Annotated in this window: 23 protein-coding genes and 6 tRNA genes; 10 read left to right on the top strand and 19 right to left on the bottom strand. The window is 71.5% G+C overall.

Annotation, left to right across the window (positions count from 1 at the left end):
- Positions 1 to 53 precede the first annotated feature (53 nt).
- Complete coding sequence (locus tag IM697_RS14990) at positions 54 to 2,507, top strand: SCO7613 C-terminal domain-containing membrane protein (RefSeq protein WP_194048180.1); 2,454 nt, start codon at positions 54 to 56, stop codon at positions 2,505 to 2,507.
- Positions 2,508 to 2,561: 54 nt separating this feature from the next.
- Here the strand turns inward: IM697_RS14990 and IM697_RS14985 are convergent, their stop codons facing one another.
- From IM697_RS14985 to IM697_RS14955, 7 genes are all read right to left on the bottom strand, one after another.
- The gene (locus IM697_RS14985; protein WP_194048179.1) at positions 2,562 to 5,303 is read right to left on the bottom strand and encodes an exo-rhamnogalacturonan lyase family protein; all 2,742 of its coding nucleotides are present in this window, start codon (positions 5,301 to 5,303) and stop codon (positions 2,562 to 2,564) included.
- A gap of 128 nt (positions 5,304 to 5,431) precedes the next feature.
- Complete coding sequence (locus IM697_RS14980; RefSeq protein WP_194048178.1) at positions 5,432 to 6,040, bottom strand: hypothetical protein; 609 nt, start codon at positions 6,038 to 6,040, stop codon at positions 5,432 to 5,434.
- A gap of 12 nt (positions 6,041 to 6,052) precedes the next feature.
- A complete protein-coding gene (locus IM697_RS14975) occupies positions 6,053 to 6,931 on the bottom strand; it encodes a carbohydrate ABC transporter permease (RefSeq protein WP_194048177.1) in 879 nt (292 codons plus the stop codon).
- Complete coding sequence (locus tag IM697_RS14970) at positions 6,928 to 7,929, bottom strand: carbohydrate ABC transporter permease (RefSeq protein ID WP_194048176.1); 1,002 nt, start codon at positions 7,927 to 7,929, stop codon at positions 6,928 to 6,930. The genes IM697_RS14975 and IM697_RS14970 overlap by 4 nt, the downstream gene beginning before the upstream one ends.
- Positions 7,929 to 9,218, bottom strand: coding sequence for an ABC transporter substrate-binding protein (locus IM697_RS14965; protein WP_194048175.1), 1,290 nt, complete (start codon positions 9,216 to 9,218; stop codon positions 7,929 to 7,931). The genes IM697_RS14970 and IM697_RS14965 overlap by 1 nt, the downstream gene beginning before the upstream one ends.
- 393 nt (positions 9,219 to 9,611) lie before the next feature.
- Positions 9,612 to 9,683, bottom strand: a tRNA-Val gene (locus IM697_RS14960).
- 87 nt (positions 9,684 to 9,770) lie between these two features.
- Positions 9,771 to 10,226, bottom strand: a complete 456-nt coding sequence (locus IM697_RS14955; protein WP_194048174.1) for a TIGR02611 family protein — start codon at positions 10,224 to 10,226, stop codon at positions 9,771 to 9,773.
- 191 nt (positions 10,227 to 10,417) lie between these two features.
- On the opposite strand from IM697_RS14955, the gene IM697_RS14950 reads away from it, so the two are divergent.
- Both IM697_RS14950 and IM697_RS14945 read left to right on the top strand, forming a co-directional pair.
- On the top strand, positions 10,418 to 10,831 hold the full coding sequence (locus IM697_RS14950; RefSeq protein ID WP_004002642.1) for an SsgA family sporulation/cell division regulator: 414 nt from the start codon (positions 10,418 to 10,420) through the stop codon (positions 10,829 to 10,831).
- 332 nt (positions 10,832 to 11,163) lie between these two features.
- On the top strand, positions 11,164 to 11,724 hold the full coding sequence (locus IM697_RS14945; protein WP_194048173.1) for a CGNR zinc finger domain-containing protein: 561 nt from the start codon (positions 11,164 to 11,166) through the stop codon (positions 11,722 to 11,724).
- A gap of 127 nt (positions 11,725 to 11,851) precedes the next feature.
- Here the strand turns inward: IM697_RS14945 and IM697_RS14940 are convergent, their stop codons facing one another.
- Positions 11,852 to 12,004: a hypothetical protein gene (locus IM697_RS14940; protein ID WP_167366237.1), complete on the bottom strand. Its 153-nt coding sequence runs from the start codon at positions 12,002 to 12,004 to the stop codon at positions 11,852 to 11,854.
- Between the two features lie 167 nt (positions 12,005 to 12,171).
- Positions 12,172 to 12,618 carry a hypothetical protein gene (locus IM697_RS14935; protein WP_194048172.1) on the bottom strand — a complete coding sequence of 149 codons (447 nt, stop codon included), beginning with the start codon at positions 12,616 to 12,618 and terminating at the stop codon, positions 12,172 to 12,174.
- 217 nt (positions 12,619 to 12,835) lie between these two features.
- On the opposite strand from IM697_RS14935, the gene IM697_RS14930 reads away from it, so the two are divergent.
- Positions 12,836 to 13,360 carry a DsbA family protein gene (locus tag IM697_RS14930; protein WP_194048171.1) on the top strand — a complete coding sequence of 175 codons (525 nt, stop codon included), beginning with the start codon at positions 12,836 to 12,838 and terminating at the stop codon, positions 13,358 to 13,360.
- Between the two features lie 146 nt (positions 13,361 to 13,506).
- Here the strand turns inward: IM697_RS14930 and IM697_RS14925 are convergent, their stop codons facing one another.
- The 3 genes from IM697_RS14925 to IM697_RS14915 are packed head-to-tail and all read right to left on the bottom strand — an operon-like array spanning position 13,507 to position 16,248.
- The gene (locus IM697_RS14925; RefSeq protein WP_194048170.1) at positions 13,507 to 14,331 is read right to left on the bottom strand and encodes a GNAT family N-acetyltransferase; all 825 of its coding nucleotides are present in this window, start codon (positions 14,329 to 14,331) and stop codon (positions 13,507 to 13,509) included.
- A 52-nt stretch (positions 14,332 to 14,383) separates the two neighbouring features.
- On the bottom strand, positions 14,384 to 15,205 hold the full coding sequence (locus IM697_RS14920; RefSeq protein WP_194048169.1) for an aminotransferase class IV: 822 nt from the start codon (positions 15,203 to 15,205) through the stop codon (positions 14,384 to 14,386).
- Complete coding sequence (locus tag IM697_RS14915; protein ID WP_194048168.1) at positions 15,202 to 16,248, bottom strand: chorismate-binding protein; 1,047 nt, start codon at positions 16,246 to 16,248, stop codon at positions 15,202 to 15,204. Before IM697_RS14915 ends, IM697_RS14920 begins: the two co-directional genes overlap by 4 nt.
- Positions 16,249 to 16,426: 178 nt before the next feature.
- Between IM697_RS14915 and IM697_RS14910 the strand changes: the two genes are divergently transcribed.
- The 5 genes from IM697_RS14910 (at position 16,427) to IM697_RS14890 (ending at position 16,890) form a co-directional block, all read left to right on the top strand.
- A tRNA-Gly gene (locus tag IM697_RS14910) sits at positions 16,427 to 16,499 on the top strand.
- 38 nt (positions 16,500 to 16,537) lie between these two features.
- Positions 16,538 to 16,611 (top strand) — tRNA-Cys (locus IM697_RS14905).
- Between the two features lies 1 nt (position 16,612).
- A tRNA-Val gene (locus tag IM697_RS14900) sits at positions 16,613 to 16,684 on the top strand.
- 19 nt (positions 16,685 to 16,703) lie between these two features.
- Positions 16,704 to 16,775, top strand: a tRNA-Val gene (locus IM697_RS14895).
- 43 nt (positions 16,776 to 16,818) lie between these two features.
- A tRNA-Val gene (locus IM697_RS14890) sits at positions 16,819 to 16,890 on the top strand.
- Positions 16,891 to 16,941: 51 nt separating this feature from the next.
- Here IM697_RS14890 and IM697_RS14885 read toward each other — a convergent pair.
- From IM697_RS14885 to IM697_RS14870, 4 genes are all read right to left on the bottom strand, one after another.
- Entirely contained in the window at positions 16,942 to 17,235 is a 294-nt protein-coding gene (locus tag IM697_RS14885; protein ID WP_194048167.1) for a TFIIB-type zinc ribbon-containing protein, read from the bottom strand.
- A gap of 80 nt (positions 17,236 to 17,315) precedes the next feature.
- Positions 17,316 to 18,257 (bottom strand): phosphotransferase family protein, encoded by a 942-nt coding sequence (locus tag IM697_RS14880; RefSeq protein WP_194048166.1) that lies wholly within the window; start codon positions 18,255 to 18,257, stop codon positions 17,316 to 17,318.
- A 503-nt stretch (positions 18,258 to 18,760) separates the two neighbouring features.
- A complete protein-coding gene (locus IM697_RS14875) occupies positions 18,761 to 18,958 on the bottom strand; it encodes a hypothetical protein (protein WP_194048165.1) in 198 nt (65 codons plus the stop codon).
- Between the two features lie 265 nt (positions 18,959 to 19,223).
- Positions 19,224 to 19,478, bottom strand: coding sequence for a hypothetical protein (locus IM697_RS14870; RefSeq protein WP_194048164.1), 255 nt, complete (start codon positions 19,476 to 19,478; stop codon positions 19,224 to 19,226).
- 196 nt (positions 19,479 to 19,674) lie between these two features.
- On the opposite strand from IM697_RS14870, the gene IM697_RS14865 reads away from it, so the two are divergent.
- Positions 19,675 to 21,111 (top strand): serine/threonine-protein kinase, encoded by a 1,437-nt coding sequence (locus tag IM697_RS14865; RefSeq protein ID WP_194049715.1) that lies wholly within the window; start codon positions 19,675 to 19,677, stop codon positions 21,109 to 21,111.
- A gap of 57 nt (positions 21,112 to 21,168) precedes the next feature.
- Here the strand turns inward: IM697_RS14865 and IM697_RS14860 are convergent, their stop codons facing one another.
- The 3 genes from IM697_RS14860 to cobA all read right to left on the bottom strand — a co-directional run bounded on the left by IM697_RS14860 (position 21,169) and on the right by cobA (position 23,711).
- Complete coding sequence (locus IM697_RS14860) at positions 21,169 to 21,561, bottom strand: NUDIX domain-containing protein (protein WP_194048163.1); 393 nt, start codon at positions 21,559 to 21,561, stop codon at positions 21,169 to 21,171.
- Positions 21,558 to 22,391 (bottom strand): TrmH family RNA methyltransferase, encoded by an 834-nt coding sequence (locus IM697_RS14855; protein ID WP_194048162.1) that lies wholly within the window; start codon positions 22,389 to 22,391, stop codon positions 21,558 to 21,560. The genes IM697_RS14860 and IM697_RS14855 overlap by 4 nt, the downstream gene beginning before the upstream one ends.
- 84 nt (positions 22,392 to 22,475) lie before the next feature.
- Complete coding sequence (gene cobA / locus IM697_RS14850) at positions 22,476 to 23,711, bottom strand: uroporphyrinogen-III C-methyltransferase (RefSeq protein ID WP_194048161.1); 1,236 nt, start codon at positions 23,709 to 23,711, stop codon at positions 22,476 to 22,478.
- Between the last annotated feature and the right edge of the window lie 45 nt (positions 23,712 to 23,756).

The following is a 23,756-nucleotide window of genomic DNA, read 5'->3' as shown; positions in this document are numbered from 1 at the left end:
TTCTGAGTACGCGCACTCATGCCGTACGACGTGACGCGGACCACACTCCTGCCATGACGCACATTCCGCCACCGGCCGAGGAGCTGCGGCTCCTCGACTTCGAGCTGCGCCAACTGGACGCCCGCCGCGCCCAGTTGCTGCACCGCCGGGCCTGGCTGGTCACCGCGCTGCAAGCGGCGACGCCCCCGTCGGCCCCGGCCCCCGTCGCACCGCGGCGCCCCGAGGCCTCGGCGCCCCGGGTGCAGAACGTCCTGCTGGCGCTCGGCGGTGTTCTGCTCACCATCGCCGCGATGGCGTTCACGCTGGTCAGCTGGGGGCACCTGGGCATCGCCGGGCGGGCTGTGGTGCTCGGCGGGGTCACCGTGGCGGTGCTGGCCGCGCCGGTGCCGCTGCTGAAGCACGGGCTGCGGTCGACGGCCGAGTCGGTGGCCGGGCTCGGGCTGGCGCTGACCGTGCTCGACGCGTACGCGCTGCACGAGGTCGGTCTGTCCGACGTGGACGCCGTCGGCTACGTCGCCACCGCCGCGGCGGCACTGGCGGCCCTGTGGACGGCGTACGGTCTGCTGCCGCGCGTCTCGGAGCTGCGTCTGCCCCTGCCCGCCGCGCTGGTCGCCGCCCAACTCCCGCTCACGCTCTGGGCGGTGGCGGCCGACGCCGGCCTGTTCGGGATCACGGCCGCCGTGCTCGTGACGGCCGGGGTCGACACGGGTGTGGCGCTCCGGGTGCCTTCCAGGTCCGTACGGATCACCGCAGCGATCGGTGCGCACGGCATGGGCGCCTGGGGCGTATGGGCCGCCGGTTGGCTGTCATGGACGGCCACCGGCCCGAGCGCCGCCGCCCGTGCGGCGGCGCTCCTCCTCTTCGCGGCGGCCGTCGCGCTGACGGCGGCCCGGCAGCGGGTCGCCGAGCAGCAGGCGGGCGGCCTCGCCGTCACCGCCGGCCTGCTCGCGGTCGCCGCGCTCGGCGGCACGGTCCGCTCCGTGCTGCCGGGGGCGTGGACGGTTCCGGCGTATCTGGTGTGCGGGGTCGCGCTGCTCGCGGCGGCGCGGGTGGACCGGCTGCCGGAGGCGGTACGGGGCGGGCTGGCCCGGGCCTCCGTCGCCGTACAGGGGCTTGCCGTGCTGTGGACGCTGCCGCTGGTGGGGATCGCCCTGCTGGGTCCGGTCGCGTGGGCCGAGCGGGTGTGGTCGGGGGCGCCGGGCGACCTGCGGCGGGCGGTGACGGTCGACGCACCGTGGCCCGCGCACGCGGAGACGGTGCCGGTCGTCCTGGCGATCGTCGCCGGCGTCCTGCTCGTCGCGGTGCGCGACGCGGTGTGGCGGCCCCGGGCGCTGACCGGTGCGCTGCTGCCGGCGTGGGCGACGGCGCTGGTCCTTCCGGCGGTGCTCGAAGTCCCGTATGCCGTGGGGCTGGTGGCCCTCGGGGTGACGACGGCCGGGGCGCTGGCGGCGGCCGCGTGGCTGCCGCAGTCCGAGCGCCCGGGGACGGATGCGGCGACGGAGGAGCCCTCGGCTGCCGGGGAAGAGCCCTCCGCCACTGTCGGCTTCCCCGACCCGCGCCCGACCGCCACGGTCCTCGCCCTCCTCACCTCCCTCCCCCTCGCCTTCCTCTCCCTGTCCACCGAGCCCGCGACCCTCGCCGTGCTCTCCGCTCTCACGGCGCTCTTCGCGCTGGCCTCCTGGAAGGAGCACCTCACCCCGTTCACGGCCCCGGCCGCGCTCGGGTACGCCACCGCGCTCGCCTGCGCGACCGGTGCCGCGGCCGGCTGGGCACCGCAGTACACCGCCGTGCTGGTCCTGGCGGTCCCGGTGGCGGCGGCCCTGCTGGCGGCACGGCTCGGTGACACGCGGGCGACGGTGCCCGTCGAGGTGGCGGGCGCGGTCGCGGCACTGCTCGCCGTCGTGCTGGCCGCGGCCACGGCCGACCTGCCGATGCTCGCGCTGGTCCTGGCGCTGTGCGGGGTGATCACCGCCGGTACGGCGATCCGCCCGGACCGCCGACCCGTCGGCCACGCCTCCGCCGCGCTCTTCGTCCTGGCCACGTGGGTACGCCTGGCGGCCTGGGACGTCGCAACGCCCGAGGCGTACACCTTGCCGGTCACCGTCCCGGCGCTGCTCGTCGGCGCCCTGCGCAGGCGCCGCGACCCGCAGATCTCGTCCTGGACGGCGTACGGCCCCGGACTCGCCGCCACCCTCGTGCCGAGCCTCCTCGCGGCCTGGGGCGACGTGCACTGGACGCGCCCCCTGCTGCTGGGCCTCGCCGCCCTGGCGGTCACCCTGCTGGGCGCCCGGCACCACCTCCAGGCACCGCTCCTGCTGGGCGGCGCGGTCCTGGCCCTGGACGCTCTGCACGAGCTCGCCCCGTACATCGCCCAGGTGACCGACGCCCTCCCCCGCTGGGTGCCGCCCGCCCTGGCTGGACTGCTGCTGCTCGCACTGGGGGCGACGTACGAGCAGCGCCTGCGGGACGTCCGGCGGATGCGGGACATGCTGGGAAGGATGGGCTGACGCGTCCCACAGGGGCGCGGGGCCGCATCGATCTGCGGCCCCTCCAGCGGAGCGTCACGGCATCTTGTCGCCGACCAGTGCCAGGTTCTGAATCGCGGCCAGCCCGTACAGCGCGGTGGCGTTCGTGGACACCCACGACGCCTCGCTGCCGGGGACCAGCGCGGTCGGCCCCTCGATCTTCTTCGTGGACCAGTCCGTGGACTCCTTGTAGTCCCAGGTGTCCCGGCTGTTGTAGAACTGCTGCCACGCCCGCGCGGCCAGCGCGTCGTCGCCCAACTGCACTGCGGCGTAGGCGTCCTGGCGCGAGTGGCCCTGGAAGAGCAGCAGCGTGCCGAAGTTGGAGCCGTAGCGTGCGGCCTGTTCGGCCTTGCTGGCGTTGTAGTAGCGGCAGTAGTCGAGCCAGGCCTCCTTGAACTTCGGCATGTCGACCTGGTCGATCAGCTCGGCGCACAGCTCGACCAGGCCGAACATCGCCGACAGGTGCGAGACGCCGACCTTGGGCTCCTTGTCGATGGCGAACTTTCCGGTGTCCAGGTCGTACAGGGCACTGCCCTGGACGAAGCCGTTGGGCTGGGCGGCGATGGTCTCCATGGTGGACAGGACCCGGGCCTTGGCCTTCTCCCACTTGGGTCCGCGCCGTTCCCACTCGGTGAGCCAGGCGGAGACCAGGCCGCTCCAGTCGGTGCCGAAGCCGATCGAGAGGGCGTTCCTGTCCGGCTCGTACGGCTCGGTGCGGATCTTGCGGATGGGGTCGAGGACGAGGAACGTCTCGTCGGAGTCGACGTTGGCGTGCATGAGGTCGCCGACGCGTTCGTCGGCGGTGAGGAAGTAGTAGTAGCGCCGGTACGTGGTGTTGGCGATGCGCTGCTGCTTGGCGCTGTCGGCGTAGTGCTGGACGCCGTGCCGGGTACCGAGTCCGGCCCACTTCCCCAGGTGGTAGACGTCGACCTCGCCGGTGTGCCGGGTCATGGCCTCGGCGAAGCGGAAGATGTCGGCGCGGCCGGAGCGCAGATAGGCGAACCACAGCCACAGGTCGGGCGAGAGTTCGGAGTTGTCCCAGGCGTAGCCGCCGACGTCGTAGCGCCACTGGTGCCGGGCCTCGTCGTAGGAGTGCATGATGTCGCCGTAGTCCCAGAAGCCGTACCAGCGGCGCATCTCCACCTGGTCCTTGTAATAGGTGAAGAGGAAGTCGAGGTGGTCCTCGATCTTCGCCTTGGCGTCCGTGGAGCGGTCGGGCTCGGAGAACAGCCCGCCGAAGACGCCCGCCTTGATGAGCTGCTCGGGCGGGGCGGCGAGCTGCGGCGGGGTGCGTACGGCCTCGACCTGTTCGGCGAGCTTCTTCGCGCTCGGGGTCGAGTCGTTGGCCCAGAAGAGGAGTTCGGAGGTGCGGGCGATGCCGTAGGGGGTGCCGAAGCCGGGCTCGTAGTCCTCGTAGGTGATGTTGAGGCCTTCGAGCTGCTCGGGGTAGGTGTCCTGGCCCATGCCGTCGTGGTAGAAGCGCAGGTCCATGGGCTGCGCCTCGGGCGACCAGAGCCACATGGTGACCTCGGCCTCGGCGGTGTGGGCGTCGCGGATGTCGAGCTGGGCGGGGAACTTCTCCCAGAAGTCGCGCAGGCCGAAGGAGAACCCGCCGCTCGCGCCGCCGACGTACCCGAAGCCGGAGGCGCGCCTGCCACCGCCGGCGCCGACCCAGCCGTAGCCCTTCTTGGTGCGCTTGCGCAGGGTGAAGCCGTCGGCGGAGAGCTGGGAGAGGGTGTAGTCGCCCCATTCGGGGATGTACTGCAGGCGGGTCGTCACCCGCTGGTCCCAGGTGGCCGGATCCGGCAGCTTCTCCCCCTTGAACTGGGCCGCCTGCACGGCCGCGCCCGGGTCGCGGCGCAGTCCGGTGATGCCCTTGACGGCCTCGCGGAGCAGGCCGGTGCCCTCGCCGCCGATGCGGATGTGGCGGTCGTAGGACTCGTCGCGCATCGGCACGGTGAAGCGGATGCCGAGGCCGCGGATGAAGTCGCCGCTGGCCTTGCCCGGCTCCTGCTTTCCGTCGTAGGTGATGGTGTGCACCATGCGGAAGGAGTCGGCGCCCGCGTAGAAGTAGAGGCGGATGGAGAAGGGGAGCCAGCTCCGGCTGCCCTTGCGGTGCTTGCCGTCGATACGGACCACCGCGCGGACGGGGCCCTCCTGCTCGACCTCGACCTTCGCGATGGCCCCCTCGAAGCGCTCGGTCTTGACCGCGCCCTGGTCCTCGTCCTCGATCTCGGGCTGGCGGATCAGCACGAGCCGGCCGTTCCTGGCGATCTCTGTGGAGCCGCGGGTGACGGACTTGATCAGCGTCGCGCCGGACTTGCCGATGCTCGCGGTGATGACGCCGGTCGAGACGTCGACGGTGCCGCCGCTCTTGTCGACGGTGACCTTCTTGGCGGGGGCGGCGGCCGCACCGGCGGCGAGGGTGAGCCTGCCGTTGCCCGAACCCACCGCGTGGGCCGTCCACTTCAGCGAGCCGTCCGGCCAGTAGGCGATCGGCCAGGACTGCACGGGCACGGCCTTGCCGTCCGCGTCCGTCAGTGCGAACGTCTGGTCCGCCTCGTACGCGCCCTTCGGCCACGGCACACCCACGGTGGAGCCGGGTGCTGCGCCCAGGCCGCCGTCCTCCAGCCAGTCCAGGGTCACGGGGTCGGCGTCGGCCTCGGCGGCTCTGGGGGCCGCTTGCGCGTCCTGTGTTCCTAGCGCCCAGCTGAACTGTGCGGCGGCGCCGGCGACCGCGGCCGCCTTGATGAGGGACCTGCGGGGGATGGGAGACATAGAGATGCAGCCTTTCCTTATCCGTACGGGAGCTTTCGTGCGGGAAGCAGTTCCGTGCAGCTGGACAGGGGCATGACAGAGAGAGGTACGACGCCCGGGGCGCCGACCTTGTGCGCGGGCACCGCCGCTCAGCGGTGCCGGTAGCGTTCCTCCACGGCGACGGCCGCCGCCACGACGGCCCCGAGAACGGGCACCGCCAGCGGCGCGGAGAACCAGGCGGAGGCGGCCACGACGGCCAGTCCTCCGACGATCAGGAAGGACCCGGCGGGGTCCAGCACGGTACGCCGCCCGGCACCCGCGAGCAGCGCCCACCAGCCGGCGTCCGGCGTCCAGGAGGCCGCCGCCCGCAGCAGCGCCACGACGGCCCCGATCAGCGCGAACAGCCCGACCGCCCCGACGAGCGGCCCACCGGGAATCCCGGCCCGCACGGCCTGGACGTCCACCCAGACCGCGGCGGCCACGGCCCACGCGGCGAGCCCGACGGCCCACCCGCCGCGCACGGCGACCCGGAAGTCGGCGACGAACTCCCGCCAGCCCCCGCCCTCATGGGCGATACGGCGCCGCAGGTGCCGGGCCCCGGCGGCGCAGGCGGCCGGACCGGTGACCACCCCCAGCGAGGCCACCGCGATCCACACCCCGGTGAGCAGGCACTCGGCGAAGACACCGAACCGCTCGGCGAACACCGATTCCCCACGAGCCGTACGAGCCGTGCGAGCCTTCATCCGCGCTTGGGCCATCGTGACCGCCCCTCAGCCCTTCAGTCCGGACGTCGCCATACCGTCGATCAGATACCGCTGGAAGGCCATGAAGAAGGCGAGGACCGGCAGCAGGGCGACGAGCGACATGGCGATCATGCCGCCGTAGTTCGCCAGGCCCTCCTGGTCGACGAACATCTTCAGGCCGAGGGAGACGGTGTACTTGTCGGGCTCGTTGAGGTAGATCAGCGGGCCCATGAAGTCGTTCCAGGAGTTGATGAAGGTGAAGATCGCGCTGGTGATCAGGGCGGGCCGGCACAGAGGCAGCATGATCGACCAGTAGATCCGCAAGTGCCCGCAGCCGTCGAGCCGGGCCGCCTCGTCGAGCTCCTTGGGCAGGTTCCGCATGAACTGCACCATCAGGAAGACGAAGAACGCCTCCGTGGCCAGGTACTTCCCCAGCAGCAGCGGAGTGTAGGTGTTGATCATCTCCATGTTGCGGAACAGCACGTACTGCGGGATCAGCAGGACGTGGTACGGCAGCAGGAGGGTGCCGATCATCAGCGTGAACAGCAGGTTCCGGCCCGCGAACCTGATCCTCGCGAAGGCGTAGGCGGTCAGCGAGCAGGACACCACGATCCCGATCACCGAGCCGACCGCGAGGAAGAGCGAGTTGAAGAAGAAGGTGGAGATGGAGATGTCGGCGATGCCGTCGGCGAGGCTGGTGTAGTTGGAGAGGATCGGGTCGCCCGGGAACAGGTCCAGGCTGCCGACGATGTCCTCACTGTTCTTGAAGGAGCCGCCGAGGACCCAGATCACCGGGTAGAGGATCACCGCGAGGATCAGCAGCGACCCGATGTGCCAGGCGAGGGAGCCGGGCAGCCTGCGGCGCAGTGCCCCGGCGCGCGTGGTCGAGAGACTGGGGGTGCTCATCGGGCGCCCTCCTCGTAGTGCACCCAGCGCTTCTGGGACCAGAACAGCACCGCCGTCACCAGGGCGACCGCGACGAGCAGCATCCAGGCCATGGCGGAGGCCAGGCCCATGCGGCTGTTCTCGAAGCCCTGGACGTACAGATAGCAGGTGTAGACCATCGATCCGTCGGCCGGACCGCAGGCGTTGCCTCCGGCGCCGCCGCCGACGATGTACGCCGAGCTGAAGATCTGGAAGGAGTGGATGGTCTCCAGCAGGACGTTGAAGAAGAGGACGGGGGAGATCATCGGCAGGGTGATGTTCCAGAACCGTCGCAGCGTGCCCGCCCCGTCGACCTCGGCCGCCTCGTAGAGCTCGCGCGGGACCTGCTTGAGACCGGCGAGGAAGATGACCATCGGGGCGCCGAACTGCCAGACGGTGAGCGCCACCAGGCTGTAGATGATCAGGTCCGGGTCACCGGTCCAGCCGCCGACGTCGATCCCGAAGATCTTCTGGGTACGGTCGACGATCGCGTCGTCCGAGAAGATCGCCTTCCACACGATCGCGACGGAGACGCTCGCACCGATCAGCGACGGGGCGTAGAAGGCGGCCCGGTAGAAGGCCTGCCCGCGCCGCTTCTGGGCCAGGAGCAACGCCACGCCGAGCGCCGCGAGCAGCTTGAGCGGCGTGCCGACGACGACGTACCAGAGCGTCACCTGCACCGAGTGGCGCCAGCGCGGGTCGCCGAACATCTCGGAGAAGTTGTCGAGGCCGATCCACTTGGGCGCGTCGAAGAGGTTGTAGTCGGTGAAGGCGAAGTAGAGCGAGGCGGCCATCGGGCCCGCGGTGAGCAGCAGGAACCCGGCGATCCAGGGGGACATGAAGAGATAGCCGGCCAGGTTCTCCCGGCGGACCCGCCGCTTGAGGGCGGCGGGTCGCTCGGGCCCCACCGGACCGTGCCGCGGCTCGGAGTCCTGGGTCAGGCTCTCCATCGCAGGGGCGTGTGTCACGGGGGTTCCCATCAGCTCGCGAGAGCCGTCTTCGACTCGGTGAAGAACTGCTTGACGGCGTCGCCGACCGAGCGCTTGCCCAGGCCCAGCTCCTCACCGATGCGCAGGAACGCGGCCTCGCAGATGTCCGCGCCGGCCGGGTGCGGGGTGATCGGTTCGAGGACCCCGGCCTCGACGAGGGACGTCTCGTAGGCGGCGATCGCCTTGTTGACCTCGTCCGTCGGCTCGAACGCGTCGAACTGGGCCTGCGTGGCGGGCACCCCGCGGTCGTAGCCCATGATCTTGGCGACCTCCGGGTCGTGCACCATGAAGTCGATGAACTGGGCGACCTCCTTGGGGTGCTCGGTGCGCTTGGAGGCGCTGAGCATCAGGGAGCCGAGGTACTGGCCGGTCTTCTTGCCGTCCGTGGTGGGGATCGGCGCGAGACCGTACTCGCTCTTGCCCTCGGAGGTGTAGCGGATGGTGAAGTTGTCCCAGGTGAACTCGCCGCCGGACAGCTCCCCGGTGACGGCCGACTTGGGCTTGATCTGGGCGACCTTCTTGACGTCGGCGTAGAGCCCCTCCTCCACGCTCTTCCTGGCCTTCGTCCACCAGTCCGTCAGATCCGCCTCGGAGAAGCCGAGTCCGTCCTCGGTGAAGAACGCCTTGCCGTTCTGGCGCAGATAGAGGTCGTAGAGGTACATGACGTTGTAGGGGCCGGTGTCGCCGGCGCGTCCCGCCTTGTCGCGGATCTTCTGCATCGCCGCGTGGTAGTCGTCCCAGGTCCAGCCCTGCTCCGGCTTCACACCCGCCTTGGTGTAGACGGGCTTGTCGATGACGAGGGCCATGGAGTTGGAGCCGACCGGGACGCCGAGGAGCTTTCCGTCGATCTCGCCGAACTTCTCCAGGCCCGCGCGGAAGCCGTCCATGGAGAGGTTGCCGGCCTTGACCTGCTCGCTGAGATCGAGCAGCACATTCTTCGCGTCGTATTTGCGCAGGAATCCGATGGCATTCTGGAAGACATCCGGCGGATTCCCCCCGGAGGCCTGCGTGTTGAACTTCTTCCAGAAGTCCGTGTACGGCTGAAAGTCCGTCTTGACCTTGATCTTCGGGTACTTCTTGTGGAAGAGCTCGATGGTCTTGTTGATCCGCTGGGCGCGGTCCTCGGCGCCCCACCATGCGTAACGGATCGTCACCGTCCCGTCGGCGGAGGTACCCCCGTCACCCCCGCACGCCGTGGTCGAGGCCAGGCCGAGTGTGGCGGCCGTGGCGCCGGCCGCCTTCAGGATCGTGCGCCTGTCGACATTCCTGTTGGTCCCCACAGTCGGGCCCCTCCCCGCAGCGTCGATGCCGCCTGCATGAATCGTTTCAAGTAAGCGCTTGCTGGCACAAGTTACGGAGGGCCTCGGGGTGCGTCAATGATTCGGACAGGAATTTCTTGTGGGCCTGCGCGGCGAGTTGACGGCGCATCAGGGCGGACCGGCCGGGTCGGCGGCGCGATGTCGCAGGTGAGGGGCGTCCAGCCGGTGGATCGAACGGCGAGCGGGCGTGCCTGCGCGGATATCGGTCGACCGAAAACCGCCCGACGGCAGATGAGCTGACGGGACGTGAGCCCGAACCGGCCGGGCCCGCACGGGGCACCGCGGCCCGAGACACCGGACGCGGAAACGCCGACGGCCCGTCCGCACTGTCGCAGACGGGCCGCCGGATCCGGGTGGGCGATACCGGGTTCGAACCAGTGACCTCTTCGGTGTGAACGAAGCGCTCTCCCGCTGAGCTAATCGCCCGGGCGCAGGAAGAAGATTACCCCATGTCAGGGGGTGCGTGTGACCAGCGCGAACCCGCACCGGCCGACGTCCGCACCCCCGCGCGGATCACTGGTCCTTGATCTTCCAGGGCATGACGATGCCGAACTTCCACAGATAGATCCCGACGAGCACGCCGACGATCACGAGCCCGATCGACGTCAGGATGATGTTGCGGCGCCGCACGTTCGGATCGAGCGCCTTCTGGGCCGCCTCGGTGACCTTGCGCTTGGTCCAGCGCAGCACGAGCTGGGCCCAGACGAACTCGGTCGCCCAGACGGCCATGCCACCGAAGATCACGACCCAGCCGGGCCCGGGCAGCGGCAGCATGATGACGCCGGCGATCACTATCGCCAGGCCGATGATGAAGACGCCCACCTGCCAGCTCAGGTGCAGCACCCTGCGCGCCTTGATGAACTCCGGCGCTCTCGAGCCCAGGCCCTGCTCGTCGCGGTCCACACCGTCCACTTCGGTCTCGTCAGTCGCCACGGCAACCCCGCCCGGCTCGTTACTCCCCGTATTCATACGGCCAAACCCTACCGGAGGGAAACCAGTCACCGGAATGGTCGTATCTCGCGAACGGGTTCTCGGCCGGAAGAGTTACGTAAAGCCACGCAAAACACTCAGAGGGGTTTACAACGGCACCGTAGGTGGCATGTCGATTTCGCCGACGTGCGAATCCCCGAGCGCACACTGAGCGAAAGGCCCTGGCGCTTATGAACACCACGGTCAGCTGCGAGCTGCACCTGCGCCTCGTTGTGTCGAGCGAGTCATCCCTGCCTGTCCCCGCAGGCCTGCGGTACGACACGGCCGACCCCTACGCCGTGCACGCCACCTTCCACACCGGAGCCGAGGAGACCGTCGAGTGGGTGTTCGCCCGCGACCTCCTCGCGGAGGGCCTGCACCGGCCCACCGGCACCGGCGACGTCCGCGTCTGGCCGTCGCGCAGTCATGGTCAGGGCGTCGTCTGCATCGCCCTGAGCTCCCCGGAGGGCGAGGCGCTGCTCGAGGCGCCCGCACGGGCTCTGGAGTCGTTCCTGAAGCGGACGGATGCCGCCGTGCCCCCCGGCACGGAGCATCGGCATTTCGATCTCGATCAGGAGCTCTCTCACATCCTGGCGGAAAGTTAGGGCGAGGTCCCACGAAGCCGCCCGGCGCCGTCGACTCGGGGAGACGGCTCGGGCCAAGACAACCGCATACGGCACACAGCAGCGCCGTCTCCGCTCCGCGGGGGCGGCGTTGGTGTGCGTGTGGGTGACGGAGCCCGTGGTGCGGCAGGGGCCGCAGGGAGGGGCGGGACGCGGACAGTCGGCGGAACCGGCCCGGTCGGGAACCGTCGGCGCCGCTGTGGCGTTGTCATCGCAACAGTGTGCGAGCGCGGCCCGTGTGCGGGCCCCGTGAGCCACTACCATCGGCCAGCATCGGCGGGCACCCCGCCCGACCCCAGGCCAGGGAGCGAAACGTGCTGATCACCCATGACACCCGGTGTGCGCTCGATGCCGTGGTGGATCTGGTGAACACCGCGCCGGAGGACGACGGGACGCCGGACGGGCTGCCGGACGTCGCGACGCTAGAGGATTTCGTACGAAAGCACGAAATCAGCGATGTCGGGGTGCTGTCCGAGTTCGATCTGTCGGCGGTGCGCAAGGTGCGCGGGCGGTTCGCCGCGATCTTCACGGCTTCGGACGCGCGGGTCTCCGCGGGGCTGATCAACGAGCTGGTCGCCGCCGCGGGCACCACCCCGCGCCTCACGGACCATGACGGCTACGACTGGCATGTCCACTACTTCGCCCCCGGTGCCTCCATCGCCGACCATCTGGCGGCGGACTGCGGCATGGCGCTGGCCTTCTTCGTGGTGGCCGGGGAGCAGGATCGGCTGCGGCGCTGTGAGGCGCCGGACTGCCGGCATGCCTTCGTGGATCTCTCCCGAAACCGCTCGCGGCGCTACTGCGACAGCCGCACCTGCGGAAACCGTCTCCACGTGGCCGCCTACCGGGCCCGCCGCAAGGAAGCGGCCGGCTGAGCGGCGGGTAGCGGCCGGCTGAGCGGCGAGGACGGCTCCGCCGACCGGCACGAGCGCCGTACGGCCCGACTCGGCCCGTGTGTCGACGCGGACCCCGGCGGGTGGCGCCGGGGGCCGCGGGTACGGCTCAGAGCAGCAGCAGATCGTGCAGCGCAGCCATGAGCAGCAGACACCCGATCACCGCTAGGAAGATCATCAGCGGTGGCTGGGAAAGGGCGAAGAGGCACCCGCGAGGCTCGTCCTGAGCTGGCGCGGCCTCGCTCTGTGTCGTGTCCAGCATCTCGCGGCGATGATGACGCAATCGCAGCGCACCGCGCGATCAACACGCCCGGAATGAGCGGCAGTTCGTCGGAATCCGTGATGTCCGGTCCGAGTCGTGATCAATTACGGCCGGCCGGCGATCCCCTGTGTCGTTTCAGTCCCGCGTGCGGGGTCACGCGTATGAGGTCATATGCCGTGCTTCTTGAGGATGGCCTCGATGTCGCTGAAGTCGTCCGCGGCCTCCGCCCGGGGTGCCTTCGCGGGCCGGGTCGACTCCCGTTTGGAGGCCGTGCCCAGCGAGGGCGCCGAGGCCGCCGGGGCCACTGCCTCGCGCTGCGCGGCGGCGCGGGCCTCCTTGCGCTCCTTGCGGGTGCCGCCGCGGCGACGCTCGACCGCGCGGGTGGTCGCGAACAGCGCCCAGGACAGGCCGAGCACTCCGAAGCCCGCCCAGGCCGTCGGGCTGAACGCGGTGTCCGCCAGCCAGTCGACGACCCCGGTCATCACCAGGCCGAGGGGCACCAGGGAGTACGCGGCGATGCGGGTGGCCGCGAGGAAACGCTTGCGGTACGCCGTGACCGCCGCGATGCCCAGGCCGGCCGCGGCGACGGCTGAACAGACGGTCTCGGCAATCATCCGGGCCTCCAGGCATGCTGGGTCGAGTCAGGACACTTCGTCCCTTCCATCCTGCACCGTGGCACCCTCGCCCGGCCATGCCTCGGCCCGACATCAGGGACATCTCCGGGTCGTCTCCTCCGCAGGTCCCGGTCACCGGCGCACCCCCTCGGACCAGCCCCGGGCGAAGCCCCAGGTCGGATTGGGTCGTGTGCTCCGGGGCTGGGAGACTGGGCCCATGAGCGACTCCCCCGACCGTCCCGCCGCCCCCGTCCTCGACGTCTGGTGCGAGCTCCAGTGCCCCGACTGCCGCAGCGCCCTGGACGATCTCCGAACCCTGCGCGCCCGCTACGGCGACCGGCTGGAGCTGCGGCTGCGGCACTTCCCGCTGGAGAAGCACAAGCACGCCTTCGCCGCCGCGCAGGCCGCCGAGGAGGCCCTGGAGCAGGGGCAGGGCTGGCCGTACGTCGAGGCCGTGCTGGGGCGGGTCGAGGAGCTGGACCGTAAGGGAGAACCCTTCCTGGTCGAGGTGGCCCGGGAACTCGGCCTGGACGCGGAGGAGTTCGACACCGCGCTGATCGACGGCCGGCACATCCTGATCGTCGACGCCGACCAGGCCGAGGGCAAGGCGATCGGCGTGACCGGCACTCCGACGTATGTGATCGGCGGCGAGCGGCTCGACGGCGGCAAGAGCCAGGAGGGGCTGCGCGAGCGCATCGAGCAGATCGCGGACCGGCTGCTGGGCGAGGGTGCCGGGGCCTGAGCGCTCCGCAATCTGTGTCGATCAGCGGCTCCGCCGCGGGGCCGCGATGCGCCGTCCGTCGTCTGCGGACTCGCCGTGGCTGATCGCGCCCGCGCGGCGGCAGCCGCATGTCGACACAGCCCCGCGCCCCTTCAGGAAGACATCCCCTAGAGCAGGTCCTTGCCCAGGTTGTAGGTGGTGGTCTCGTAGCCGAGTGACTCGTAGAGGCGCTCGGCCGGAGGGTTGTCGGCGAAGACGTGCAGGCCGATGCGGTTCCTGCCGCCCGCGATCGCCTGGGCCTCGGCCAGCAGCATCAGGGCGCGCCCGTGACCACGGCCGCGGAACTCCTCGTCGGTCTCGACGTCCAGGACGTAGGCCGTCTCGGGCCACAGCCCCAGCCACAGCCAGCCGACCGGGTTGCCCTCGTGTTCCAGCACGCTGATCAGCGTGTTCTCGGTGGCCAGGCCGTCCGGCAGGTACTTCGCGTGTCCGTCGTCGGCCCTCCGGTAGGCCTCGTCGGCGGGGATGCCGCGCTCGATCAGGTCGCGGGCGAACCCCTCGCGCTCATGAGCCAGCCAGGGCCCGTACTCCGCCTCGGTCATGGGCCGGGGCACCCTGCCGGCGGGGAGGTCGGGCGGGGTGCCGTCCAGCCGCTTGGTCATGTTGCGGCCGCGCAGGACGTAGCCGAGGGCCTGTGCGAGCCGCAGCGCGCCCTCGGCGTCGCCCGGCACGGACACCTCGACGCGCTTGCAGCCCCAGCCGCGCAGGACCTCCTCGGCGGCCAGCACGGCCACGGTGCCGCGACCCCGCCTGCGGTCGGGCTCCTCGATGTGCAGCTCTGTGGCACAGGCCACGGTCGGGCCGTACTCGGCGTGCGTGGCGAGGCGTACTCCGCCGACGGGACGGCTGTTCACACACACCTGGTAGCGGCGTGAGCGCGTGCCGTCCGCGTTGTGCTGAAGCGGCTCGGTGGGCCGCAGGGTCGTGGTCATCAGGGGTGTTCTACCCACCGCGACGGCCCGGGGCAGCCCATTTTCCCTGCCCTTACGGATCCAGGTCGTCGCCGGACCGCTCCTCGAAGATCCGCATGGCCTTGGCGGTCACCGGGCCCGGTGCGCCGGGCAGTTCGCGGTCGTCGACGCGGTGCACGGCCTGGACGTCCCGCAGGGTGGAGGTGAGGAAGACCTCCTCGGCCCGCTCCAGCGCGTCCAGCGGCAGATCGGTCTCCTTGGCGCCGGTCCACTCGACCGTGAGGGCGCGCGTGATGCCCGCGAGGCAGCCCGAGGCGACCGGCGGGGTGTGGATCTCGCCGTCCAGCACGACGAACACGTTCGAGCCCGTGCCCTCGCAGAGCCGGCCGACGGTGTTCGCGAACAGGGCTTCCGTCGCGCCGTGTTGGTGGGCGCGGGCGAGGGCGACGACGTTCTCGGCGTACGAGGTGGTCTTCAGGCCGGTGAGGGCGCCGCGCTCGTTGCGGGTCCAGGGCACCGTGATCACGGCCGTGGAGTCGGGTCGGCGGGTGGTCTCGCCGAGGGCGACGACGAGGGTCGGGCCGTGCTCGCCGCGGTCGGAGCCGAGGGGGCCGTGGCCGCCGGTGTAGGTGATGCGCAGCCGGCCGAGCGGCATCGGGTTGGCCGCCACGACGGCGGCGCAGGCGCGGCGGACCTCGTCGTGGTCGGGCTCGGGCAGGCCGAGGCCGACTGCCGAGCGGGTCAGCCGGTCGAGGTGCCGGGTCAGCGCGAACGGACGGCCGTCCACCGCCTTCACCGTCTCGAAGATGCCGTCGCCCACGGTCAGCCCGTGGTCGAAGACGGAGACGCGGGCGGACTCGATGTCCTGCAGCCCGCCGTCGAGCCAGATCTTCACGATTGCAGTCCCTCTCCACTCACCTCGTACGCCCCCGACGCTACCGCGAGCAGCCGCGACGCCTTGAGCTCGGTCTCCCGCCACTCCCCTTCCGGGTCCGACCCCCAGGTGATCCCGGCCCCGGTCCCGAACCGCAGCGCCCCCGCCCGGCGGTCGATCCAGAAGGTACGGATCCCGACGGCCAGCTCGCCGGTGCCCCGGTCGGCGTCGACCCACCCGATGCCACCGCAGTACGGCCCGCGGGGCGCCGTCTCCAGCGCGTCGATGATCCGCAGCGCACTGGACTTGGGCGCGCCGGTGACCGAGCCGGGCGGGAAGGCGGCGTCGAGCAGCTCGGGCCAGCCGGCACCGGGACGCAGCTCGCCGCGCACGGTGGACACCAGATGAACGAGCCCCGGATGCTTCTCCACGGCGCACAGATCGGGCACGGTCACCGTCCCGGTGGCACACACCCGCCCGATGTCGTTGCGCACCAGGTCCACGATCATCACGTTCTCGGCGAAGTCCTTCTCCAGCAGATCCGCCTCGGTGCGCCCGGTGCCCTTGATCGGCCCGGACTCGACCACACGCCCGTCGCGCCGCAGGAAGAGCTCGGGGGACGCGGTGGCCGTCTCCACCCCGTGCTCCGGGAGCCGAATCGTTCCCGCATACGGCGCCGGGTTGCCGCGGGCCAGCAGCGCGGTCAGCGCGTCCACGTCGGCGTCCGGCCCGATCGGCGCGCTCAGCACCCGGCACAGGTTGGCCTGATACACCTCGCCGGCCGCTATGTGCTCACGGATGCGCCGCACACCCGCCGTGTACGCTGCGCGGTCGAGGGAGGACGTCCAGTCACCGGCCGCCGGGCCGGTCCACTCCCCCGGCACCGGGGCGGGCACGGGCTCTTCTCGTACGTCCCGGAAGCGGGCGCAGGTCAGACCGCCCTCGAAGTCGGCGCAGACGGCCCAGAAACCACTGGAGTCCAGGGCGGCGGGATCGCTGGTGACGTCGAGGAGGCCGGTGGCGACGCGGCCGCCGAAGCGGGCGAGGGGAGCGAGGTCGGGCACGCAGTCGAGTCTATGGTGGGTGTCTCGCGGGTGACCTGGCCGTGTCCCTTCGGTGGGCGTCCCCGGGTCGCTGAGCAGGCGCAGCGCAGCACGCTGCACAAACGCGTTTTTGTACTGGCCCCGGAATCCGCTAGAGTTCAACTCGTCGCCGGGCCGCGGGAGCGGAACGAAACGACAAGCGGACGTAGCTCAGTTGGTAGAGCGCAACCTTGCCAAGGTTGAGGTCGCGAGTTCGAGCCTCGTCGTCCGCTCGAAGGAACAGGGGATCTTCCCGAACCCCTACACTCCTGGTGGAGTGGCCGAGAGGCGAGGCAACGGCCTGCAAAGCCGTCTACACGGGTTCAAATCCCGTCTCCACCTCCAAGGACGATTAGCTCAGCGGGAGAGCGCTTCCCTGACACGGAAGAGGTCACTGGTTCAATCCCAGTATCGTCCACTGGATCTTCGGATCCTCCGCGCGATTAGCTCAGCGGGAGAGCGCTTCCCTGACACGGAAGAGGTCACTGGTTCAATCCCAGTATCGCGCACGCAGTGCCCATGATCCACTCCACGGAGTGATCGTGGTCCCGAGGACGATTAGCTCAGCGGGAGAGCGCTTCCCTGACACGGAAGAGGTCACTGGTTCAATCCCAGTATCGTCCACACATCGAAGCCCCCGGTCGTCGACCGGGGGCTTCGTCGTTCTGGTTCGGCTCAGCTGGAGAACAGCATGTGGCCGAAGCTCTTGTGGCGACGGCGGCCGTAGTGACCGCCGTGGTGACCGCCGTGCGGGGCGCCCCAGGCGGGGGCCTGCGGGGCGGCGGCCGGGTAGGACTGCGGAGCGGCCGGGGGCGGCGGGGCGGGCTGGGACCACTGGGACTCCAGGCGGGTCAGCGCCTCCAGCTCGCCGTAGTCGAGAAATATCCCGCGGCAGCCACTGCACTGCTCGATCTGAACACCGTTGCGGTTGTAGGTGTGCATCGGCGCATGGCACTTCGGACACTGCATGGTCGGCTCAACTCCTCGCCGGTCGGTCCTGCTTCGCGTATCGCCAGGACAGACTCTGTCCGGCTGCGGTCGGTTGCACCCTACTTTGCGTGTTCGTGGACCAACTGCGAGGGGACGGAGGCCATTCGGTCACAGGCGTCGACGAGAGCCTGCTCGACCTCGTCCAGGGGGCGCCGTCCGGCCAGGGCCTTGGTGACCGCGCGGGCGGCGCTCTGCACGGTGAGGGCGCGGGCGGGGACGTCCAGGGCGGGCCAGGGGTCGCCGTCGGCGGGGACGGCCGGGCCGCCGGCGGCGCGGTACGCGTCCAGGAAACGGGTCCACTCGTCGGCCGGAAGCAGCCCACAGGCGAACCAGGCGGCCGGTCGGCCGAGATCCCAGCCGGGCACGCCCACGCCGAGGTCGTCGACGTCGATGAGCAGCCACGGGCCGTCCGGGGCCGGGTGACGCACGAGCTGGCCGAGGTGGAGGTCACCGTGGCAGAGGGTGGCGGTGTCGGGCTGGGGGGCGTCGGCGCGGGCCCAGGCGGGGAGGGTGTCCCAGGCGCGCAGGACGGTGCCGGCGGCGAGGCTGCCGTGGCCGGCGCTCCGGAGGCGGGCGACGGCGTGCGCGGCTTTGGCGGGGCCGCGCATGGCGGGCAGCGGAACGGGGGCGGGGGTGCGGTGCAGGCGGGCGAGCAGGGTGGCCGCCGCTTCCCAGGGGGCCGCGTCGGGATCGTCCGCGTCCACCGGGCTGCCGTACGGCCAGAGGGTCACGAGTCGGCCGTGCAGCTCGAGAGGTGTGGCGCCGAGCGGCGGCAGGAGGAGCCCGGGGAGGCGGGTGGCTGCGGCCAGCCGGGGTGCCAGGTCGTCCGGGGCGATGTCGGGGGCGTGGGCCTTGGCGACGGTGTCGGCGTGGCGGACGACGGTGGCGTCGGGGCGGTCGGCGAGTGTGACGGCTGCTCCGCAGGGACAGGCGGATGTGCGGGAGTGAGCCGCGGCTTCGGCTCGTGCGCTGAGGTCGGGCAGGAGGGGGTTCGGGGTCACTGGGGTCCCTTGGGTGCGGATGCTTTGGGGCCGAGGGTACGTGGGGCGGGGGTGGGTCGCGCGGCCCGGCGCAACGGGGTGCCGCCTTCTGTGGGTCGGGAGCCGCCCCAGGCGGCACGCATGCCCGCAGCTGAAGGGGAGCGGAGCGGACCCGCAGTCGCGTACGGCGGTAAGGGGACGTGGCGGGGGGTGTCCGCCCGCAGTGGCCGGCGTCAAGAAACGCTCAGCACCCTGCCCAAGGCCAGCCGCCGGTCCGAGGACGGACACCCCCGCCACGGCCCCGACTCACCCCCCACCCGCAGGCGCTACGCGCACCCCCACCGAACCCGCAGCGGCGCCGCAGGCACCCCCGGCCCAACCGCCGGAGGCACCACGCAAAAGCAATGCCGGCGCAGCTCCCCAGCTGCGCCGGCATTTGTGCCGTCCGCCGCACCCCCGTCCCCACGGGGTTTCATGGGTGGATGTCCCCGCCCGGACCGCTCTTCCGGGCCTGAGGTCGCCGCTCAGCGCCCCAGCATCACACCCACGGACGACGCTTGTGTGGCCACTGTCTCCCAGCCGTCGAAGACGAGGAGGAGAAGGGCCGCCAGGGGCAGGGCCATGAGCGTCGCCACCAGGGGGTGACGGCGGCCCTGACGGCGGGGGCGCAGCACTGTGCGCTCCTGCATGCGGACCAGTGTCCGCGGTGCCGTCTGGGCCATGGTCCTCTCCTGACCTGTGTCAGTTGTCGTTGGCAGCGGCGGGTGTCTGACCTCGGGGGACGAGTGCTGCACCCGCCGCTTGACCTCAAATCTAGGCGCGCGGCCCCTCCGGCACGTCATGCCCTCGTACCGATTGCCGGGCCTCCCGGAGGATGAGCCATGACCTGCGGAGTACTCCCCTGGGTGGAGACGAGGACCTAGGTCTCGGGGTCTTCCCCGAGGGGGCGCCCGGTGTGCCCTGCTTTCTGCGGGCTCTCTGCGTGCTCTACTGCGTGCTGTTCTCCGTGATCTTCTCCGAGCCGTCCTCCCTCGGCACCGGCTGCTCGACCAGCGCCAGGACCCGGTTCGCCATGAAACGGGCGGTACGGACCACCGACCCGCTGCGGGTGACTTCGCTCACTTCCACGACACCTCGACGCACCGCCGTCTCCACCCGGCGGCCCGCCCTGCTCGCCACCACCTCATACGTGCGCGTCGTGTCACCCGCGTCCACCACTATCTCCACGCGATCACCCTTCACGGGCCCAATCCCCCTTCTGTGACGGTTGGTTGGGGGCCGGGCCACGCCGAAGTCGCCCTGCTCACCCACCCTCTGACCACCCTTCAAGTCTCCCACCCACCACTGACAATCCATCGGCCCGAGAGGGCGCGGCCTCTGCGCACGGCGGCCCACGGAAACGTAAGCTGTGGCTCGTCACACGGACCGGGCAGCGGGGATGAACATGGCGATGATGCGCCTGAGGCGCGAGGACCCGCGCGTCGTCGGCTCGTTCAGGCTTCACAGACGGCTGGGCGCGGGCGGAATGGGCGTCGTCTACCTGGGCTCCGACAAGAAGGGGCAGCGGGTGGCGCTCAAGGTGATCCGGCCCGACCTGGCGGAGGATCAGGAGTTCCGCTCGCGCTTCGCGCGTGAGGTCTCGGCGGCCCGGCGGATTCGCGGCGGGTGCACGGCACGGCTCGTGGCCGCCGACCTGGAGGCGGACCGCCCCTGGTTCGCCACCCAGTACGTGCCCGGTCCCTCCCTGCACGACAAGGTCGTCGACGAGGGCGCGCTCGGTGCCGCGGAGGTCGCCGCCGTCGGGGCCGCGCTGTCCGAGGGGCTCGTCGCGGTGCACGAGGCGGGTGTCGTCCACCGGGATCTCAAGCCCTCCAACATCCTGCTGTCGCCCAAGGGCCCGCGGATCATCGACTTCGGGATCGCCTGGGCGACAGGGGCCTCCACCCTCACCCACGTCGGCACGGCGGTCGGCTCCCCCGGCTTCCTGGCGCCCGAACAGGTGCGCGGCGCCGCCGTCACCCCGGCCACGGACGTGTTCTCCCTCGGTGCCACGCTGGCGTACGCGTCGATGGGTGACTCGCCCTTCGGACACGGCAGTTCGGAGGTGATGCTGTACCGCGTGGTGCACGAGGAGCCCCAGCTGCACGGCGTACCGGACGCTCTGGCCCCGCTCGTGCGGGCCTGTCTGGCCAAGGACCCGGAGGACCGGCCCAGCACGCTCCAGCTGTCGCTGCGTCTGAAGGAGATCGCGGCCCGGGAGGCGCAGGGATTCGCGGACGTACGCCCGCCCGCGCCGCGTTCCGGAGAGGCGGACCGGCCCACCGGGCGGCTCGCCGACACCTATGCCGAGCAGCAGCGTGCCCAGCGCCGCGCCCAGGGCGCTCCCCCGCCGCGCGGCACGGGTGTGTCGCGCGGTGGCAACGGCACCCCTCGCGTGCCGGGCCCCGCCCGTGACGCGGCCCCGTCGAGGGGCGGCGGCGTGCCGCACGGCGGTACGGCGGCCTCCCGGTCCGGGGCCCGGCCCACGCCCGCCGCCCGCAACATCCCTCGCCCGGGCAACGGCGGGCGGCCCGCGCCGCGGGGCGGCAACGGACGTCCGGCCCCCCGGAACACGGGGACGGGACGACGGCCCGCCAACCCCCAGCTCCTTCGGCAGCGGCTGTTCGTGTTCGTCGTGGTGACCCTGCTCGTGGCGCTGGGCATCGCGGCGGCGCAGGGCTGCCAGGGCCCGGACCGCGGGCTCGGCGACGACAAGGGTGTGGTGCCACCGGGCCAGGGTCAGGTGGATCCGGGTTACGCGCCGATGGACGGGGGCATGGACGGGGACACGGTGTCCGAGCGGTACGGGTCGACGTTCGAGGACCGCGGCGAGTAGGCGAGCAGGCGCGTAAGCGAGGAGGCGAGCGGGCGACGGCCTTGAGCGGCCGGGCCCTCACAGGTGCGGCAGGATCCGTTCGAAGAACTCCCGGTCGCCTTCGAACACCGGGTCCAGGGCCAGGAACTCCTCCGGTGTGACCCAGCGGGCCTCGCCGACCTCGTCCGGGTCGGGGACCACCTCGCCGGTGTCGGCGCGTGCCGTCCACCAGTGGAGGCGGAAGCGGCCGTCGTCCGTCTCCGACTCCCAGACCTTGGCCAGGGGGACGACGGTCAGGCCGACCTCCTCGCGGACCTCCCGGACGACGGCCTCCCGCTCGGTCTCCCCCGGCTCGATCCTGCCGCTGAGGGGTTGCCAGTAGCCGGGGCGCGCGACGGCCGGACCGCGCCGGATGGCGAGGAGGCGGTCCGCGCGCAGCAGGACCGCGACGATCGCCTCACCCCGGCTCACCCGCGGAACTCCTGGATCCGCGGGCGGCCCGTGGCCACCGCGTAGAAGGCGACCGCGGCCGCCGCGCCGACGTTGAGGGAGTCGACGCCGTGGGCCATCGGGATGCGGACCCATTCGTCGGCGGCCACCAGGGCCTGGGTGGACAGCCCGTCGCCCTCGGCGCCGAGCATCAGCGCGACCCGGTCCATCCGGTGCGGGGCTGCCTCGTCGAGGGTCTTGGCCTTCTCGTCCGGGGTGAGGGCGAGGAGGGTGAAGCCGGCCTCGCGGACCGACTCCAGGCCCTTGGGCCAGGAGTCCAGGCGGGCGTACGGCACCGAGAAGACCGCGCCCATGGAGACCTTGACGCTGCGGCGGTACAGGGGGTCCGCGCAGTCCGGCGAGAGGAGGACGGCGTCCATGCCGAGGGCGGCCGCGGAGCGGAAGATGGCGCCGATGTTGGTGTGGTCGTTGACCGACTCCATGACCACCACGCGCCGGGCGCTGTGCAGCAGCTCGGTCGCCGTCGGCAGCGGCTTGCGCTGCATCGACGCGAGCGCGCCGCGGTGTACGTGATAGCCGGTGACCTGCTCGGCGAGGTCCGGGCTGACCGCGTAGACCGGGGCCGGGAGCTCGTCGATGACGTCGCGCATGACGTCGACCCACTTGGCCGAGAGCAGCATCGACCGCATCTCGTAGCCGGCTTCCTTCGCGCGTCTGATGACCTTCTCGCCCTCGGCGATGAACAGGCCCTCGGCCGGTTCGCGCTTGCGGCGCAGTTCGACGTCGGTCAGGCCCGTGTAGTCGCGCAGGCGGGGGTCGGTGGGGTCATCGACGGTGATGAGATCGGCCACAGGGTGATACTGCCTTGTCCTGGGTGTGGTGCCAACGGTTCGGGACGGGTTGTGTTACCCGCGGTTACTCGGAGGTGCTCGGTCCTACGACTCGGAAGGGGTCGGCCCCACCTTCACGACCTCGCCGATGACGATGACCGCCGGCGGCTTCACCTCGTGGTCGACCACCGCCGCACCGGCCGTCGCGAGGGTCGCGTCCACCCGGCGCTGGGCGGCCGTGGTGCCCTCCTGGACCAGGGCGACGGGCGTGTCCGGGGACTTGCCGTGGGCGATGAGCGTCTCGGCGACCTTCCCGATGGTGCCGACGCCCATGAGGATCACCAGCGTGCCGGTGAGCTTGGCGAGGGACGGCCAGTCGACCAGGGAACGCTCGTCGTCGGGGGCGATGTGGCCGCTGACCACGGTGAACTCATGGGCGACGCCCCGGTGGGTGACCGGGATGCCGGCGGCGCCCGGGACCGAGATCGAGCTGGAGATGCCGGGAACGACGGTGCACGGGACGCCGGCCTCGGCCAGCGCCTGGACCTCCTCCATGCCACGGCCGTAGACGAAGGGGTCGCCGCCCTTGAGGCGTACCACCGACTTGCCCTGCTTGGCGTGCTCGATCAGGGCGTTGTTGATGGCCTCCTGGGCCATGAACCTGCCGTACGGCAGCTTCGCCGCGTCGATCACCTCGACGCTCGGCGGCAGCTCCGCGAGCAGGTCGCGCGGACCCAGGTGGTCGGTGATGACCACGTCGGCCTCGGCGAGCAGACGGCGGCCGCGCACAGTGATCAGGTCCGGGTCGCCGGGGCCGCCGCCGACCAGGGCGACACCGGGGGTGCGGGTGCGGTGGTGCGGGGCGACGAGGGTGCCGTCGCGCAGTCCCTCGACGACCGCGTCGCGGATGGCGGCGGTGTGGCGGGGGTCGCGGCCGCGGGCCTCGGTGGTGAGGACGGCGATGGTGACGCCCTCGCTGTGGCCGGTCGCGGGGGTCCAGGCCGTCGCCCGATCCGCGTCGTCGGAGCGGACACACCAGACGCGGTGGCGCTCCGCTTCGGCCGAGGCGCGGGTGTTCGCCTCCTTGTCGCCGGTGGCGATCAGGGCGTACCAGGCGTCCGCGAGGTCGCCTTCGTCGTACGTCCGCTTCTCCCAGGTGATCTCGCCCGCGTCCGCCATCGCCTCCACGGAAGGGGTGGCCTCGGGGGACACGAGCAGGACGTCCGCGCCCGCCGCGATCAGGGCCGGGAGGCGGCGCTGGGCCACCTGGCCACCACCGAGTACGACGACGCGGCGACCGGCGAGACGGAGGCCCACGGGGTAGGCGGGGTGTTCGGCCATGAGGTGCGGCTCCTCGGACAGGCGTGCGGTGGGCGCTGCGGCTCT

This window comes from Streptomyces ferrugineus (assembly GCF_015160855.1).
In the GTDB taxonomy this organism is placed as follows: Bacteria; Actinomycetota; Actinomycetes; order Streptomycetales; family Streptomycetaceae; genus Streptomyces; species Streptomyces ferrugineus.
Note: the sequence above shows the minus strand (reverse complement) of the source record. Positions and strands in the feature narration are given on the sequence as shown.

Bases quoted from the DNA above. Each gene is read 5' to 3' on its own strand.
- IM697_RS14990 (WP_194048180.1), top strand. From the start codon at position 54: ATGACGCACATTCCGCCACCGGCCGAGGAGCTGCGGCTCCTCGACTTC.
- IM697_RS14985 (WP_194048179.1), bottom strand. From the start codon at position 5,303: ATGTCTCCCATCCCCCGCAGGTCCCTCATCAAGGCGGCCGCGGTCGCC.
- IM697_RS14980 (WP_194048178.1), bottom strand. From the start codon at position 6,040: ATGGCCCAAGCGCGGATGAAGGCTCGCACGGCTCGTACGGCTCGTGGG.
- IM697_RS14975 (WP_194048177.1), bottom strand. From the start codon at position 6,931: ATGAGCACCCCCAGTCTCTCGACCACGCGCGCCGGGGCACTGCGCCGC.
- IM697_RS14970 (WP_194048176.1), bottom strand. From the start codon at position 7,929: ATGGGAACCCCCGTGACACACGCCCCTGCGATGGAGAGCCTGACCCAG.
- IM697_RS14955 (WP_194048174.1), bottom strand. From the start codon at position 10,226: ATGAATACGGGGAGTAACGAGCCGGGCGGGGTTGCCGTGGCGACTGAC.
- IM697_RS14950 (WP_004002642.1), top strand. From the start codon at position 10,418: ATGAACACCACGGTCAGCTGCGAGCTGCACCTGCGCCTCGTTGTGTCG.
- IM697_RS14940 (WP_167366237.1), bottom strand. From the start codon at position 12,004: ATGCTGGACACGACACAGAGCGAGGCCGCGCCAGCTCAGGACGAGCCT.
- IM697_RS14935 (WP_194048172.1), bottom strand. From the start codon at position 12,618: ATGATTGCCGAGACCGTCTGTTCAGCCGTCGCCGCGGCCGGCCTGGGC.
- IM697_RS14930 (WP_194048171.1), top strand. From the start codon at position 12,836: ATGAGCGACTCCCCCGACCGTCCCGCCGCCCCCGTCCTCGACGTCTGG.
- IM697_RS14925 (WP_194048170.1), bottom strand. From the start codon at position 14,331: ATGACCACGACCCTGCGGCCCACCGAGCCGCTTCAGCACAACGCGGAC.
- IM697_RS14885 (WP_194048167.1), bottom strand. From the start codon at position 17,235: ATGCAGTGTCCGAAGTGCCATGCGCCGATGCACACCTACAACCGCAAC.
- IM697_RS14875 (WP_194048165.1), bottom strand. From the start codon at position 18,958: ATGGCCCAGACGGCACCGCGGACACTGGTCCGCATGCAGGAGCGCACA.
- IM697_RS14865 (WP_194049715.1), top strand. From the start codon at position 19,675: ATGAACATGGCGATGATGCGCCTGAGGCGCGAGGACCCGCGCGTCGTC.
- cobA (WP_194048161.1), bottom strand. From the start codon at position 23,711: ATGGCCGAACACCCCGCCTACCCCGTGGGCCTCCGTCTCGCCGGTCGC.